The sequence below is a fragment of the Flavonifractor sp. DFI.6.63 genome (genome assembly GCF_024462255.1).
Lineage (GTDB): Bacteria > Bacillota > Clostridia > Oscillospirales > Oscillospiraceae > Lawsonibacter_A > Lawsonibacter_A hominis.
In genome coordinates this window covers 51,550-66,067 of the sequence record NZ_JANGBE010000006.1, presented here as the reverse complement: position 1 = coordinate 66,067, position 14,518 = coordinate 51,550, and the positions used below count along the sequence as shown (strand labels likewise).

Here is a 14,518-nt window from a genome sequence, read left to right as displayed (position 1 = left end):
ATGGATCAGTACATAGGGAAATTACTCGACAACCGATATGAGATCCTGGAGCGCATCGGCGTGGGCGGCATGGCCGTGGTCTATAAGGCCCGCTGCCATCGCCTCAACCGTCTGGTAGCGGTGAAGATCCTCAAAGAGGAACTGGCCCAGGATGCGGAATTCCGCCGCCGCTTCCACGACGAATCCCAGGCCGTCGCCATGCTGTCCCATCCCAATATCGTGGCGGTCTACGACGTGTCCCGCTCCTCCGAGCTGGACTATATCGTCATGGAGCTCATCGACGGTATCACCCTCAAGCAGTACATGCAGAAAAAGGGCGGCAAGCTGTCTTGGCGGGAGGCCCTGCACTTCATTACCCAGATCATGAAGGCGCTCTCTCACGCCCACGGCCGCGGTATCATCCACCGGGATATCAAGCCGCATAATATGATGGTCCTGCGGGACGGCAGCCTGAAAGTGGCCGATTTCGGCATTGCACGCCTCACCTCGGCCGCCCAGGCCACGCTGACCCAGGAGGCGCTGGGGTCGGTACACTATATCTCGCCGGAACAGGCTCGCGGCAGTCATATCGACGCCCGCAGCGATCTCTATTCCGCAGGTGTGGTGCTTTATGAGATGATTACCGGCCGCCTGCCCTATGAGGGAGATTCCCCGGTAGCCGTGGCGATCCAGCATATCAACTCCATCCCGCTCTCTCCCCGGGAGATCGATCCGGAGATCCCGGAGGCGCTGGAGGCCATCACCATGAAAGCCATGGCCTCCGACGTGAACCAGCGCTATATCTCCGCCGACGCCATGCTGGCCGATCTGGAGGAGTTCCGCAAGAATCCCAGCATCAATTTTGACTATACCTCGGCGGACCTGCTGGCAGGGGACGGAGACGAGCCCACGCAGGTGTTGGGCGCCAATACGCCGCACAGCGTAAAGCAGCAGCCCGCCCATGGGCGCTCGGGGGAGGAGGGGCCCGGCCAGCCCGTTCCCGACCGGCGCCGGCGGAGCCAGAGCCTCCGCCAGGACGACGATTTCGACTACGACGAAGAGGACGGACGCCGGGAAGGCAGCCGCCTGCCCGTCCTTTTGGCCATTGGCGCGATCATTGTCTTTCTGATCGGGATCGGCGTCTTCCTGTGGGTCTCCGTATTCAGCGGCATGCTGCATGGCGGTACCGAGCCGGGCTACCGCGTGCCGAATCTGACCGGCATGACGGTGGAGGATGCCAGAGGGCAGGAAGATGTGGTGGCGGCCCAATTCATCATCACGCCGGAAGCGGAAACCGTGGCCAATAACCTGCCCGCAGGACAGATCGTGTCGCAGTCTCCGGACAGCGGCCTGAACGCCGCCGCAGGAAGTACCATCACCGTTACCATCAGCGGAGGCCCCACCGGAGACCCTCTCGCCGGAACAAAGATGCCGGACCTGAAAAATCAGGATAAGCGCTCGGCCATCAGTGTTTTGAAGGGCCTGGGCTTTGATGAGGAGAGCATTGCCATCGTGGAGGAGAACTCCGACGAATATACCAAGGACTATATCATGGACCAGACCCCTGCGGCGGGGGAAGACTTGGAACAGGTGGAGCAGGTTACCCTGGTGGTCAGCCTTGGGCCCAAAGTGGAACAGGTCTCTGTGATCTCCTTCCTGGATATGACGGAGGAGGCCGCCCGCAATACGGCCGAAAGCATGAAGCTGACCGTAGGAGCCGTGGATGAGGCCTATGATCCGAAAATTGCCGCGGGGCGGATCTGCTATCAGAGCATCCAGCCCAACACCTCGGTGGACGAGGGGACGACCATCCTGTTCCACGTCAGCCTTGGCCCCGATCCGGCGGCCACGCCGGAGCCGGGCGTGACTCCCACGCCGGGCACCGAACCCGGTCCTTCCCCCAGTCCCAGCCCCACGCCGGATCAGGTCAGCCCGGTCTATCGCACCTATACGGTGCATTTGCCGGACGACGGACGTGAGACGGTGACGGTGGTCATCGTGGTGGGAGACACCGAGGTCTACCGGAATGTGGTCAATACGCAGCTGATGGTGGTGAACGCCCCCATTCTCGGCGACGGTGTTCAGGAGGTCAAGGTCTATATCGATGATGTTCTGACCGTGACGGACACGGTAGATTTTGGTTCCTGAGATGCAGGGGATCATCTTAAAGGCCCTCAGCGGCTTTTACTACGTGGACCGCGGGGACGGCGTGCCGGTCGCCTGCCGGGCCCGGGGTAAATTTCGGCATCAAAAGCTGAATCCTCTGGTCGGAGACCGGGTGGATTATACCCTCCTGGCGGACGGCGCCGGGGTGCTGGACGGCATCCTGCCCCGGAAGAATGAATTCCAGCGCCCGGCGGTCGCCAACATCGATCAGCTGGTGGTCATCGCATCCGGTGCGGTTCCGGTTACCGACCCCTTTCTCATCGACCGGGTCGTCTCACTCGCGGAGGGGCGGGACTGCCAATGCGTCGTCTGTATCAACAAATACGATCTGGACACGGCGCAGGCGCTCTACGAAACCTATCAGAAGGCGGGCTTTCCAACGCTGCGGGTGAGCGCTGAAACCGGGGTGGGAATCGCAGAATTGGCCGGACGGATTGCCGGAAAGGTGTCTGCCTTCACGGGGAATTCCGGAGTTGGGAAATCCAGTATCCTCAACGCGCTGGAGCCGGGGTTCCATCTGCAGACCGGCCAGGTTTCCGACAAACTGGGCCGCGGCCGGCATACCACCCGCCATGTGGAGCTGTTTCGTCTGAAAAACGGGGCCATCGTAGCGGATACGCCGGGTTTTTCCTCTTTCGACACCGACCGGATGGAGCTGCGGCGGCCGGAGGAGCTGCAATATACCTTTCGGGAGTTTGCGCCCTACCTGAATCGCTGCCGCTTTACCGGATGCGCCCATATCAAGGAGAAGGGCTGCGCGGTCCTGCAGGCGGTGGCGGATGGCGCGATCGCGCCCAGCCGCCATGCCAGTTATGTCCGGCTGTATGAACAGGCAAAGGAAGTGCCCGAATGGGAATTGAAATGACGCAGGCCCTGATCTTCGGCTCCGCCCCCTGCGGGGATCCTGCCGGTTTGCGCCCGTATCTCGAGCGTGGAGCATGGACGGTCTTCTGTGCCGACGGGGGGGTTCGGAATGCCAGGGCCGCCGGCCTGCAGCCGGATTTTCTCATCGGCGACTGGGATTCCGGCGGCGCTCCGGAGGAGGGGATACCCTGTATCAGCCTGCCCGTTGAGAAGGATAAGACCGATCTGCAGGCCGCCGCGGAGCAGGCCATGTCCATGGGTTGCCGGGAGCTGCTGCTGTGCGGCTGCACCGGCGGGCGGCTGGACCATACCGCATCCAATCTGGCGCTGCTGGAGTGGATCGACCGGCGGGGCGGTCGGGCCATGATCGTGGACGAGGACAATGAGGCGCGCTATCTGGACAGCGAAGCCCTCTTGCTGGACAATGTACCGCCTTACCGGTATCTCTCCCTTGTCCCGCTGGATCGGAGCATTACGGGCGTGACGCTTCGGAACGTAAAATATCCCCTTGAAGACGCCGTGTTGACCCGCGGCGACACCTTTTCCGTCAGCAACGAGCCCGGAGGACCGCGGCAGGAGATCGTGATCGGTTCCGGTCGTGTGCTGCTTCTGCGCAGCGTCCGGTTGGACAGGCTGTCCGGCGCGTAAAAATCAATGCGGCATTGGAACCAACGGCCGCCTCCCGCGTATACTGGTTATGAGACCAGTTATGGAAGGGAGGCGGCCGTTTTGACGCAGCTGTTGAACAAGAAGACGCTGTATACCGCGGTCCTCTGCCTTGGCGGCGCGGCCGTTCTGCTCCATCCGGCCAGCCTGTTCACGCTGGGCCTGGGCGCCGTTCTGGGCTGTCGGGGCAAGGACTGGATCAAACGATTTTGGGATGACAGGGAGGCTATGCTATGAAGATCGTGGTGGTCAAATCCCCCAAGGCGCTGCGCGGCATTTTGAAGACCCTTTTTGGACTGCGCTGAGAAAAGGACAGACATAGTTGGCCGACCTTGTACATATAGTTCTGTAGCATGAAAAAGGGCCGCAGGGCCCGTACAAGGAGTGGAACGCTATGGAGCTGGAACTTGACCGGACCCAACTGAGCGGCTATGAAGCCGTACTGGATACCACCGTTTTCCACGAAGAGACCCTGGAGATGATCGTACCGGACGCCTGTCCGGATATCCTTCGGATCTGCGATACCGAGGGGAAAGTCTTCCTGAAGAGCAAGGAGGCCCAGGAGGGCAGGGTGGAGGTCTCCGGCACAGTGCGCGCCGCCATTCTCTATCTGCCGGACGGGGAGGAGGGGATGCGCCGGGTGGAAGCGACCCTCTCCTTTACCAGTACGGCGGACAGTGCGGCCGTCGGCCCTCAGTGCAGCGTGGTGGCCGTCCCCTGGGTGGAGATGGCCGAGACCCGAAGTCTCAATCCGCGCAAGGTGTTGGTGCGGGTCAATCTCGCAGTGCACGTTCAGGCCTATGCCGCCATGACGGAAAACATCTGCGCAGGCGTGCTGGCCCCGGAGGAGACCGGGGTGGAACAGCTGGCGGAACGCTGTGATACCTGCGTGGTGGCATGCGTACAGGAAAAGCCCTTTACATTTGCGGACGACGTGGCGATTCCCGGAAGCAAACCGGAGGCGGAAGAGCTGCTCAAGCACCGCGTTGCCCTGCGGTGCAGCGAGGCCAAGGTCATCGGCAGCAAGCTCATTTTCAAGGGCGAGGCCCAGCTTCAGGTGCTCTACCGTACTGTGGAGGGCGCGCTCTGCTCCGTGGAATACGAACTGCCGTTCTCTCAGATCATGGAGGTCAGCGGCGCAGGAGAGGAGTCCACCTGCCAGGTACAGGTGCTGCTGACCGGCGCTGAATGCAGCCTGGAGTCGGGCGACCGCCGCTCCATCTGTGTGGCCCTTGGCCTGTTGGCGCAGGCAGTCGTGCGGGAGGAACGGTCTCTGGAAGTGCTTACCGACGTGTACTCCACTGCCTACGATCTTCATCCGGAGGTACGGGTTTACAGTATGCCGCGCCTGTTGGATTGCGGCGTAAAGGAGCAGACCGTCCGGGAGATCCTGGAGACGGGAATGCTGGCCAAGGAAGTCTTTGACGCTTACGTCTGTGTTGGGGCCGTATCTCAAAACCGTGAGGGAGCGCGTCTGACGCTCAGCAGCCAGATCAATGTAACGGTGCTCTACCTGACGGAGGAGGGAAGCCGGGTCTCGGTCACAAGACCGATCCAGGCTTCCTGCACGTTGGACCTGCCTGAGGGAGCAGTATGCTCGGCGCGGTGTTCCTGCCCGTCCCCCGTGTTTGCCACGCCCACCACCGGCGGGATCGAGGTCCGTTTTCCGGTGGACTTCCAATATGTGGCCCTGGAGATTCGCCGCACGGCAGGGGTCGCGGCCATCCGCATGGACGAGACCGCCCGCCGGGACACCTCGGGCCAGCCCTCTATCGTACTGCGCATGGTCGGCCCGGGAGAGCGGCTCTGGGATCTGGCCAAGGCTTACGGTACTACACAGCAGGATATCATGCAGGCCAATGCCCTTGCAGAGGAAAACGCACCGAACGGTCAATTGCTGCTCATTCCACGAAAGCGGTAACAGCCTCAGGGGACGGCGTATTGCGCCGTCCCCTGAGGCTGTCCCGCGGAACTCAACCGGCTAGGTTCTCATAACAATCGTGAAAGGCGGATAAAAAGCTCTGAATTTCCTGGGCGGTGGTCAAATGACTCAGGCTGATCCGCCAAGCGCTGAGCGCACGTTTGCGGTCGCCGCTGAGGGCAAAGACCGCTCGGGAGGGAGCGCCGTCTTCCGAGCACGCCGATTTGACGGATACGCAGAAGCCGCGTTCATCCAGAGCGCGCTGAAACGCCGTGCCCTTGACTCCCGCTATGCTGAGATTCAGAATGTGAGGAACCGCCGCTTCCGGACTGTTAATCTGTACGTTGGGATAAGCGGAAAGGGCGCTTCGTAGGATCGTATTCCAGCGGCGGACGAGACCGGTACGTTCTTGCAGACCGGCCAGGGCGAGGCGCAGCGCGGCCTCCGCTGCACCGGCCAGTGCCAAAGCCGGCGTGCCGCTGCGGTAAGCCGTCATGCTGCCACCGCCGTGGATCAGCGGCATCAGTGGTATCCGCCTGCGTTTGAGGAGAATACCGCTTCCATTCAGACCATAAAACTTGTGGGGGGCAAAACTCATTGTGTCCGCACAGGAAAAGGACAGGTCCGTCCGGCCCACCGCTTGGGTGGCATCCACGTGGAAACGGCAGTTCGGATAGTTCTGAAGATGCGCCGCGATCGCTTCTATGGGCTGCTGAATACCAAGCTCGCTGTCCACGGCGCAGACGCTGACTAAAACGGTGTCGACCCGGAGCAGGGCGTCCAGATGAGCCAGATCAACGGTGCCGTCGCTGCGAAGGTTCAGCAAATCGACCGTGTAGCCTTGTGTGCGGAGAAATTCCAGGCAACCGTTGATCGATGCGTGCTCCAACGGCGTAGAAATCACATGCCTGCCAGCCGTTCCAGCGGCCTGTACAAGTCCCTTGACCGCCGTATTGTTGGCTTCGCTGGCGCCAGAGGTATACAGGATCTCAGACGGATGTACCCCCAGCAGGCTGGCAATGGAATCGGTAATGCGGGCCAGCTCTGCCCGTGCGGCCCGGCCCGCACGGTGAGAGGCGTTGGGATTTCCGACCCATTCATGCTCCAGCTGGCAGAAACGCTCCAGCACCGCCGGGTCCACCGGGGTATTTGCCGCATAGTCCAAGTAGATCACAGGGAAATCGCCTCCCGGATGGTCCCGCCGCCCAGTACTAGGTCGCCACGGTACAGAACCGCCGACTGCCCCGGAGTGACGGCCCGCTGGGGCGTATCAAACTCCAGCCGTGCCCAGGTTTCAGATGCCGCGGTAACGGTTGCCCATTGCTCCGCCTGACGGTATCGGATCTTTGCCTGGACCCGGAACGGCACGGACGGCGGGTCGATAATCCAGTTCATATCTTCCGCCAAGAGTCCGCGCGCGTAGAGGGCTGATTCGGGCCCGACGGTAACGGTATTGCACCGCATGCATTTGCCGCAGACATAGACCGGCGCGCCCATGGCCAGCCCAAGTCCCCGGCGCTGCCCCAGCGTATACCGTACCGCGCCATGATGGCGGCCTACTGTACGACCAGCCTGATCCAAAAGGTCGCCGTCCGGATACCGTATTCCAGTGTACTGTTCCAAAAAATGCGCATAATCGCCGTCCGGCACAAAGCAGATATCCTGGCTGTCATGCTTTCGGGCGTTGACGAAGCCAAGCCGCTCCGCAAGGGCCCGGACCTGCTCCTTTTGCAGCTCGCCCAGGGGGAACTGTGTATGGGCCAGCTGTTCCTGCGTCATTCTGTAGAGCACGTAGCTTTGATCTTTATGCGTATCCGCGGCTTTTTTGAGCAGATACCGGCCGGTCGACCGGTCATAAACGATACGGGCATAATGGCCGGTCGCCAGATAGACCAGACCTTCCTGCCGTGCGATATGCAGGAGCCGGTCAAATTTCAGATAGCGGTTGCAGTCAATGCAGGGATTCGGGGTGTCGCCACGCTCATAACCTTGGACAAACCGCTGGATGACCTGCTCCCGGAATTCTGCAGTAAGATCCAGCACCCTATGGGAGATATCCAATTGAAACGCCACTTCCGCTGCGTCTTCTATATCCTGCTGGGCACAGCAGGAATGGAAGCGCGGAAGGCCGATATCCTCATTGCGATACAGACGCATGGTTGCCCCTGCGCAATGGCGGCCCTGCTCCAACAGAAGGTAAGCCGCAACCGAGCTGTCCACCCCGCCGCTCATGGCGATGAGGACGCCTGCACCCGGTTCCATTGGCGTCGTCACTCCTTCCAAAAATAAACCAATTGATTTTGTGGGTTTTATGATAGCACAGGTATACACCGCAGTCAATGATCGAATGTACCAACGCAGGGCAACCATTTTTTCTATTTTTATTTCATATTGAGCCGATGGGTTTGGTTGACACACCGCAGCTGCGCAGGTTATAATAACAGCAAAGCAGAAGATCGGCCCGTCTTCCGTCGAACGAAGGCGGGCTTTTTTGCAACCGAAAGCGTACGGAAGGGAGGCGCGCGGCAGTGCTGAACGTGGAGGAAGCCCTGCGCTATTTGGGCGTGCGGGGCCCTGTACCGGACGGGCTGCGCGGTCAGGCGGAGGACGTGGCGGCGCAGCTGACGGCCCGGATCACGCCCAGGTTTGTCTACCGGGTGTTTCCGCTGCTGCGGGAAGGAGAAAGGCTTTCCCTGTCCGGGACGGGGATCGTCTTGCCGGGGCGGACGGCCGGGACGCTTCTGGCGCAATGCGACCAGGCCGTTTTGCTGGCCTGTACCCTGGGCAGCGGATTTGACGCCATGCTGCGCGCCGAGCAGGCCAGAGATATGGCGCGGGCGGTCCTTCTGGACGCCTGCGGCAGCGCCTGGGTCGAGTCCGGATGCGACGCGGCGGAAGCGCAGCTGCAGCGGCGTCTGCCCGGCCGCTATCGGACGGACCGCTTCAGCCCCGGCTATGGGGACCTGCCGCTGCAGGTGCAGCCGCAGGTCTGCGCCGCGCTGGACGCCGGGCGCCGGCTGGGACTGTCGGTCACGGAGAGCCTGCTGCTCAACCCGGCCAAATCGGTGACGGCGGTGATCGGCCTGTCCGACACGCCCCAGCGCGCCCGCATCCGGGGGTGCGCCTATTGTTCCATGCGGGAGAGCTGTACGCTGCGCAAGGGAGGAAACCACTGTGGAAGCTGAATTTTGGAAAAACGGGATCCTTCTGCTGGACGGCGCTATGGGCACCGTGCTCCAGCAGAAGGGGCTGCCCCCCGGCGGCCAGCCGGAGCTGCTCAACCGGAGCGCGCCGGAATGGATCGCTTCGGTCAGCCGGGAATACGCCCTGGCGGGCAGCCAGGTGGTCTACGCCAATACCTTCGGGGCAAACCGCCGTAAGCTGGCTCACACCGGTCACAGCGTACAGGAGATCGTCACGGCGGGGGTGACCCTGGCCAAGCAGGCCGTTGCTGGAACGCCGGCCCGGGTCGCCCTGGACATGGGGCCGCTGGGAGAGCTGCTGGAACCCATGGGAAGCCTCCGTTTTGAGGAGGCCTATGCGCTGTTTGGGGAAATGGCGCGCTGCGGCGCGGCGGCGGGGGCCGATCTGGTCGCGATCGAGACGATGACCGACCTCTATGAGGCCAAGGCCGCCCTGCTGGCCGTGAAGGAGCAGACCGATCTGCCGGTCTTTGTCACGATGTCCTTTGACGAGGGAGGGCGGACCTTCACCGGCTGTACCATCCCCTCGATGGCGCGTACGCTGGAGGGCCTCGGAGCCGACGCCATCGGCCTGAACTGCTCGCTGGGACCGGACCAGCTGCTGCCGCTGCTGCGTCAGCTGTGCCGGCACACCCGCCTGCCCGTCATCGCCAAGCCCAATGCGGGGCTTCCCGACCCGGTGGACGGACATTACCACATGGCCCCCGAGGCGTTTGCGGCGGCGCTGCTGCCCGGCCTGGAGGCCGGCGTGACCATTTTTGGAGGCTGCTGCGGCACGTCGCCGGAGTATATCCGCCGGCTGCGCGCCGCCTTGGCGGACAAGCACCCCGTTCCCCGGCGCCATGCGGGAAAGGCGTTCGTCTGCACCCCCACCCGGCCCCTCCGGCTGGACGGAGTACGCGTCATCGGAGAGCGCATCAATCCCACCGGCAAAAAGCGCTTTCAGCAGGCCCTGCTGGAGGAGGACCTGGACTATATCCTGGATGTGGCGGTGCAGCAGGAGGACGCCGGAGCCGATATCCTGGACGTCAATGTCGGCTACCCCGGCGTGGACGAAGTCGATATGCTGCCCCGGGTCGTCCGAAAATTGCAGAGCGCCGTGGCCCTGCCGCTTCAGCTGGATTCTTCCAATCCGGACGCGCTGGAGGCCGGCCTTCGGGTCTACAACGGCAAGGCGGCGGTCAACTCGGTGAACGGCGACCCTGAGGTGCTCGCCAGAATCCTGCCAATTGTGAAAAAATACGGCGCCAGCGTGGTGGGGCTCACGCTGGATGAGCACGGGCTTCCCCAGACGGCCCGGGCGCGCCTGGACATCGCCCGGCGTATTCTGGACGCGGTGCTGTCGTACGATATCCCGAGAGAAGATCTTTGGATCGACTGCCTGACCCTCACGGTCTCCGCCCAGCAATCCCAGGCGACGGAGACCCTGCGCGCGGTGCGCGCGGTACGGGAGGAGCTGGGGCTTGCGACCGTTCTGGGCGTGTCCAATATCTCCTTTGGCCTGCCGAACCGTGCGTTGATCACCCAAAGCTTTCTGATCCAGGCGCTGAATATGGGCCTGACGCTGCCCATCCTCAACCCCAATCAACGGGAAATGATGGATGCGGTAGCGGCTTTTCGGGTCCTCTCCGGCGAGGACAGGGCGTGCCGGGACTATGTGGAGCGCTTTGCCGGTACGGTCTCAGCAGCCCCGGCTGCCGCGCCGGGCGCCGGGCTGGAGCTGGAGGAGGCCGTGATGCGGGGGCTGCGCACCGAGGCGGGTCAGCTGGCCCGGCAGGCCCTGCAGCAGGGAAGGGAGAGCGAGCTGTCCCTGGTGGAGCGCCAGCTGATCCCGGCCCTGGACAAGGTGGGGGAGGGGTATGAGCGGGGCAAGGTGTTTCTGCCTCAGCTGCTGAGCGCGGCCCAGGCGGCGCAGGCCGTCTTTGAGGCCGTGCGCGCCTCCCTTGCCGCCAGGGGCGGCGAGCCGGTGCGAAAGGGCCGGCTGGTGGTGGCCACGGTCAAAGGGGATATCCATGACATCGGTAAGAACATCGTGAAAACGATGTTAGAAAACTATGGATACGAAGTCATTGACCAGGGCAGAGACGTGCCGCCGGAAGCAATTCTGGAGACGGTACAGGCCCGGGCGGTCCGTCTGGTGGGACTGTCGGCGCTGATGACCACCACGCTGCCCGCCATGGAGGAGACCATCCGGCTGCTCCACAGCCTGCCGGAGCCGCCGGTCATCTGGGTAGGCGGCGCGGTCGTTACGCCGGAGCATGCCCGGCGGATGGGGGCGGACTACTACGCGGGAGACGCCCGGGCGTCGGTGGAGATCGCGAGGAAGGTGTTGGGATGACATGGGAGTCAAAGCGTATTTGAAGCAGGGTAAGCCCCTGCTGTTCGACGGAGCAATGGGCACCTATTTTGCCGCCCGGCCCGGCCGGGCGGCGGAGCGGTGCGAGCTGGCCAATCTGGAGCACCCGGAGGAGGTATCCGCCATCCACCGTGCGTATCTGGAGGCTGGGTGCCGGGCGATCAAGACCAATACGTTTTCCGTAGGCGTGGACCTGGCGCAGGGGAAGCACGCTTTGGCCCGTCAGATCATCGCGGAGGGAGCCCGGCTGGCCCGGGAGGCGGCAGAGCCCTTCGGCGCCTTCGTTTTTGCCGACCTGGGCCCGGCGCCCCAGGACAAGGAACACAGCCCGGCGGAGCTCTACTGCCTTCAACTTGATCTCTTTCTGGAACAGGGACTGACCTGTTTTCTGGCAGAGACGCTGCCGACAGACGAAGGAATACCGGAACTGGCCCGGTATCTGAAACGCCGCTGCCCGGACGCGTTTCTCCTGGTATCCTTTGCCGTTGGGGCCGACGGAGTCACCCAGGAGGGCGCGCTGGGCCGGGAGCTGTTCCGCCGTACGGCCGCCCTGACGGAGGTGGATGCGGCAGGCTTCAACTGCATCTCCGGCCCGCTCCATTTGCTGCGGTACATCGAGGGGCTGGAGCGCGGGGATACGCTTCTCTCCGTGATGCCCAACGCCGGATATCCCACCGTGGTGGGCCGCCGGACGCTTTACAAGGGCACGCCGGATTACTTTTCCCGGCGGATGGTCCAGATCGTGGGCGCGGGGGCGTCCATTGTGGGCGGCTGCTGCGGCACTACGCCGGAACACATTGCCTGCGCCGCCCGGGCGCTGGAAGGGACCAGCATACGCTGTCCCGCCGCCCCGGCCGAAAAGGCCCGCCTCCGGGTGGAGGCGGGCGATGTCAATCCTCTTTGGGAAAAGCTGCGCTCCGGTAAACGGGTGGTCGCCGTGGAGCTGGATTCACCGGCAGACGATGACCTCGCGCCGTTTTTGGAGGGGGTACGCACACTGCGGGAGGCCGGAGTGGACGCGGTGACCATCGCCGATTGCCCCGTGGGGCGTCCCCGGGCAGACAGCAGCCTTCTGGCCTGTAAGCTGAAACGGGAGCTTGGCGTGGAGCCGCTTCCCCACATGACGTGCCGGGACCGGAACCTGAACGCCACCAAGGCCCTGCTGCTGGGCCTGTCCATGGAGGGGGTCCACAACGTTCTGCTGATTACCGGAGACCCGATCCCATCCACCGACCGGGATGAGGTCAAAAGCGTATTCAACTTCAACTCCCGTAAGCTGGCCCGGTATGTCAGCGGCCTGAATGGAGAGAGCCTTTCCACCCCCTTCCAGATCTTTGCCGCGCTGAATCTGAACGCCCGGAATTTTTCGGTGCAGCTTCGGCTGGCGCAAGAGAAGGAGGAATGCGGCGTAGCCGGTTTTCTGACCCAGCCGGTACTGTCGCGGGAGGCGCTGGAACATCTTATACAGGCCCGGGCCGTGCTGAAAGGAAAGCTGCTGGGCGGTATCTTCCCGGTGGTCAGCCACCGCAACGCCTGCTTTCTGAACAATGAGATCTCAGGCATGTATGTTTGCGATGAGATCGTCTCGCAATACGTGGGCAAGGACCGGGCTGAGGCCGAGGAGCTGGCGCTGCGCATCTCCACCCGGATTGCCCGGGAAATCCAGCCCTATACCGACGGCATCTACCTGATGACGCCATTCCGCCGGGTCGAGCTGATCACGAAGATTCTGAAAGCGATTGGGTAATAAAAATCCACCGGCTACGCCGGTGGATTTTCTTATGCGGGCAAAGTTCTGAAATACTAGCAGCGCCTATCCATGTTGCATACGCTCTTTTGATTTTTCGTTTGCAGTCGCCAGACCGCAAACCTATTTTAAATCAAAAGGAGTTTTTGTCTTTATTCTGCTATAAGCTCTTACCCTCGGCACAGCCGAGGGGGTTCTTTGTACAAAAACGGCAGCCCCTCCCGCGTAGGAGGGGCTGCCGCCCGGTGTGCCGAAACCGCTCGGTACGCTTCTTGAAAAATACAGGTATCTTTCGGGGAGATCCCTGATTACGAAAGGGCCGCAAAGGCCTGCTCCAGGTCAGCAATGATATCGTCTTTGTGCTCTGTACCGACGGACAGGCGGATGGTATTGGGCTTGATGCCCTGATCCAGCAACTCCGCAGGAGAGAGCTGGGAATGGGTGGTGGTGGCCGGGTGGATGACCAGGCTCTTTACATCCGCCACATTGGCCAGCAGAGAAAAGAGCTCAAGATGGTCGATCCATTTGTGGGCTTCCGCCTGACCGCCCTTGATCTCAAACGTAAAGATGGAAGCGCCGCCGTGGGGGAAATACTTCTCATAAAGCGCGTGGTCGGGATGGTCGGGCAGCGAGGGGTGGTTGACATGCTCCACCAGGGGGTGCTTGGACAGATAGCCCACCACTGCCCTGGTATTCTCTGCGTGCCGGTCCAAGCGCAGCGAGAGGGTCTCCACGCCCTGGAGCAGCAGGAAAGCGTTGAAGGGGGAGAGGGTGGCCCCGGTGTCGCGCAGCAGGATGGCGCGGATGTAGGTGACAAAGGCGGCGGGACCTGCGGTATCCGTGAAGGAAACGCCATGGTAGCTGGGATTGGGAGCGGCGATAGGGGCATATTTTCCGTTGGCGGCCCAGTCAAACGTTCCGGAATCCACGATGATACCGCCTAACGTAGTGCCATGACCGCCGATGAATTTGGTGGCGGAGTGGACCACCAGGTCTGCGCCATGCTCAATGGGGCGGATCAGATAAGGCGTGCCGAAGGTATTGTCGATGACCAGGGGCAGGCCGTGCTTGTGGGCAAGGGCTGCAAGGGCGTCGATATCCGGAATATCGCTGTTGGGGTTCCCGAGGGTCTCCAGATAAATGGCTTTGGTATTCGCCTGAATGGCGCGCTCCACCTGCGCCAGGTCGTGGACGTCTACGAACGTAGCGGAGATGCCGTACTGGGGCAGGGTATGCGCCAGCAGGTTGTAGCTGCCGCCATAAATGGTCTTCTGCGCCACGATATGCTCTCCCGCCTGCGCAAGCGCCTGAATGGTATAGGCGATGGCCGCCGCACCGGAAGCCAGCGCCAGGGCGGCCACGCCGCCTTCCAGCGCCGCCAGACGCTTCTCCAGTACATCCTGCGTCGAGTTGGTCAGCCGGCCGTAGATGTTGCCGAGGTCCGCCAGCCCGAAACGGGCTGCCGCGTGAGCCGAGTTTTTGAACACGTAAGAGGTGGTCTGATAAATGGGCACCGCCCGGGCATCAGTGGCAGGATCGGGCTGCTCCTGGCCAACGTGAAGCTGGAGCGTCTCAAAATGATAAGGTTGCTTACGCATAAAGCGGCCTCTCTCTCT

General features: G+C 62.4%; 11 protein-coding genes. 8 read left to right on the top strand and 3 right to left on the bottom strand.

Translation table 11 applies throughout. The features are described from left to right. The 5 genes from pknB (at position 1) to NE547_RS04765 (ending at position 5,596) form a co-directional block, all read left to right on the top strand. Positions 1–2,127: a Stk1 family PASTA domain-containing Ser/Thr kinase gene (gene pknB / locus NE547_RS04785; RefSeq protein WP_256174914.1), complete on the top strand. Its 2,127-nt coding sequence runs from the start codon at positions 1–3 to the stop codon at positions 2,125–2,127. Position 2,128: 1 nt separating this feature from the next. Beyond that, positions 2,129–3,010: a ribosome small subunit-dependent GTPase A gene (rsgA, locus tag NE547_RS04780; protein ID WP_186906512.1), complete on the top strand. Its 882-nt coding sequence runs from the start codon at positions 2,129–2,131 to the stop codon at positions 3,008–3,010. Continuing rightward, positions 2,995–3,657 carry a thiamine diphosphokinase gene (locus tag NE547_RS04775; protein ID WP_256174913.1) on the top strand — a complete coding sequence of 221 codons (663 nt, stop codon included), beginning with the start codon at positions 2,995–2,997 and terminating at the stop codon, positions 3,655–3,657. Before rsgA ends, NE547_RS04775 begins: the two co-directional genes overlap by 16 nt. A gap of 81 nt (positions 3,658–3,738) precedes the next feature. After that, the gene (locus tag NE547_RS04770) at positions 3,739–3,912 is read left to right on the top strand and encodes a hypothetical protein (protein ID WP_186906510.1); all 174 of its coding nucleotides are present in this window, start codon (positions 3,739–3,741) and stop codon (positions 3,910–3,912) included. A gap of 157 nt (positions 3,913–4,069) precedes the next feature. Continuing rightward, complete coding sequence (locus NE547_RS04765) at positions 4,070–5,596, top strand: SPOCS domain-containing protein (RefSeq protein ID WP_186906509.1); 1,527 nt, start codon at positions 4,070–4,072, stop codon at positions 5,594–5,596. 52 nt (positions 5,597–5,648) lie between these two features. Here NE547_RS04765 and NE547_RS04760 read toward each other — a convergent pair whose 3' ends face one another. Further along, positions 5,649–6,770: an aminotransferase class V-fold PLP-dependent enzyme gene (locus NE547_RS04760; RefSeq protein WP_256174912.1), complete on the bottom strand. Its 1,122-nt coding sequence runs from the start codon at positions 6,768–6,770 to the stop codon at positions 5,649–5,651. Next, positions 6,767–7,858 carry a tRNA 2-thiouridine(34) synthase MnmA gene (mnmA, locus tag NE547_RS04755; RefSeq protein WP_256174911.1) on the bottom strand — a complete coding sequence of 364 codons (1,092 nt, stop codon included), beginning with the start codon at positions 7,856–7,858 and terminating at the stop codon, positions 6,767–6,769. The genes NE547_RS04760 and mnmA overlap by 4 nt, the downstream gene beginning before the upstream one ends. A 266-nt stretch (positions 7,859–8,124) precedes the next feature. On the opposite strand from mnmA, the gene NE547_RS04750 reads away from it, so the two are divergent. The 3 genes from NE547_RS04750 to NE547_RS04740 are packed head-to-tail and all read left to right on the top strand — an operon-like array spanning position 8,125 to position 12,902. After that, positions 8,125–8,781 (top strand): vitamin B12 dependent-methionine synthase activation domain-containing protein, encoded by a 657-nt coding sequence (locus tag NE547_RS04750; protein WP_186906507.1) that lies wholly within the window; start codon positions 8,125–8,127, stop codon positions 8,779–8,781. Continuing rightward, positions 8,771–11,137: a homocysteine S-methyltransferase family protein gene (locus tag NE547_RS04745; RefSeq protein ID WP_256174910.1), complete on the top strand. Its 2,367-nt coding sequence runs from the start codon at positions 8,771–8,773 to the stop codon at positions 11,135–11,137. Before NE547_RS04750 ends, NE547_RS04745 begins: the two co-directional genes overlap by 11 nt. 1 nt (position 11,138) lies before the next feature. After that, positions 11,139–12,902, top strand: coding sequence for a bifunctional homocysteine S-methyltransferase/methylenetetrahydrofolate reductase (locus NE547_RS04740; protein ID WP_256174909.1), 1,764 nt, complete (start codon positions 11,139–11,141; stop codon positions 12,900–12,902). Positions 12,903–13,210: 308 nt separating this feature from the next. On the opposite strand, the gene NE547_RS04735 is transcribed toward NE547_RS04740, so the two are convergent. Further along, positions 13,211–14,500, bottom strand: coding sequence for an O-acetylhomoserine aminocarboxypropyltransferase/cysteine synthase family protein (locus tag NE547_RS04735; RefSeq protein ID WP_256174908.1), 1,290 nt, complete (start codon positions 14,498–14,500; stop codon positions 13,211–13,213). Between the last annotated feature and the right edge of the window lie 18 nt (positions 14,501–14,518).

Excerpts from the sequence above, each read along its gene's own strand:
- pknB (WP_256174914.1), top strand. The coding sequence starts at position 1 with ATGGATCAGTACATAGGGAAATTACTCGACAACCGATATGAGATCCTG.
- rsgA (WP_186906512.1), top strand. The coding sequence starts at position 2,129 with ATGCAGGGGATCATCTTAAAGGCCCTCAGCGGCTTTTACTACGTGGAC.
- NE547_RS04775 (WP_256174913.1), top strand. The coding sequence starts at position 2,995 with ATGGGAATTGAAATGACGCAGGCCCTGATCTTCGGCTCCGCCCCCTGC.
- NE547_RS04765 (WP_186906509.1), top strand. The coding sequence starts at position 4,070 with ATGGAGCTGGAACTTGACCGGACCCAACTGAGCGGCTATGAAGCCGTA.
- mnmA (WP_256174911.1), bottom strand. The coding sequence starts at position 7,858 with ATGGAACCGGGTGCAGGCGTCCTCATCGCCATGAGCGGCGGGGTGGAC.
- NE547_RS04740 (WP_256174909.1), top strand. The coding sequence starts at position 11,139 with ATGGGAGTCAAAGCGTATTTGAAGCAGGGTAAGCCCCTGCTGTTCGAC.
- NE547_RS04735 (WP_256174908.1), bottom strand. The coding sequence starts at position 14,500 with ATGCGTAAGCAACCTTATCATTTTGAGACGCTCCAGCTTCACGTTGGC.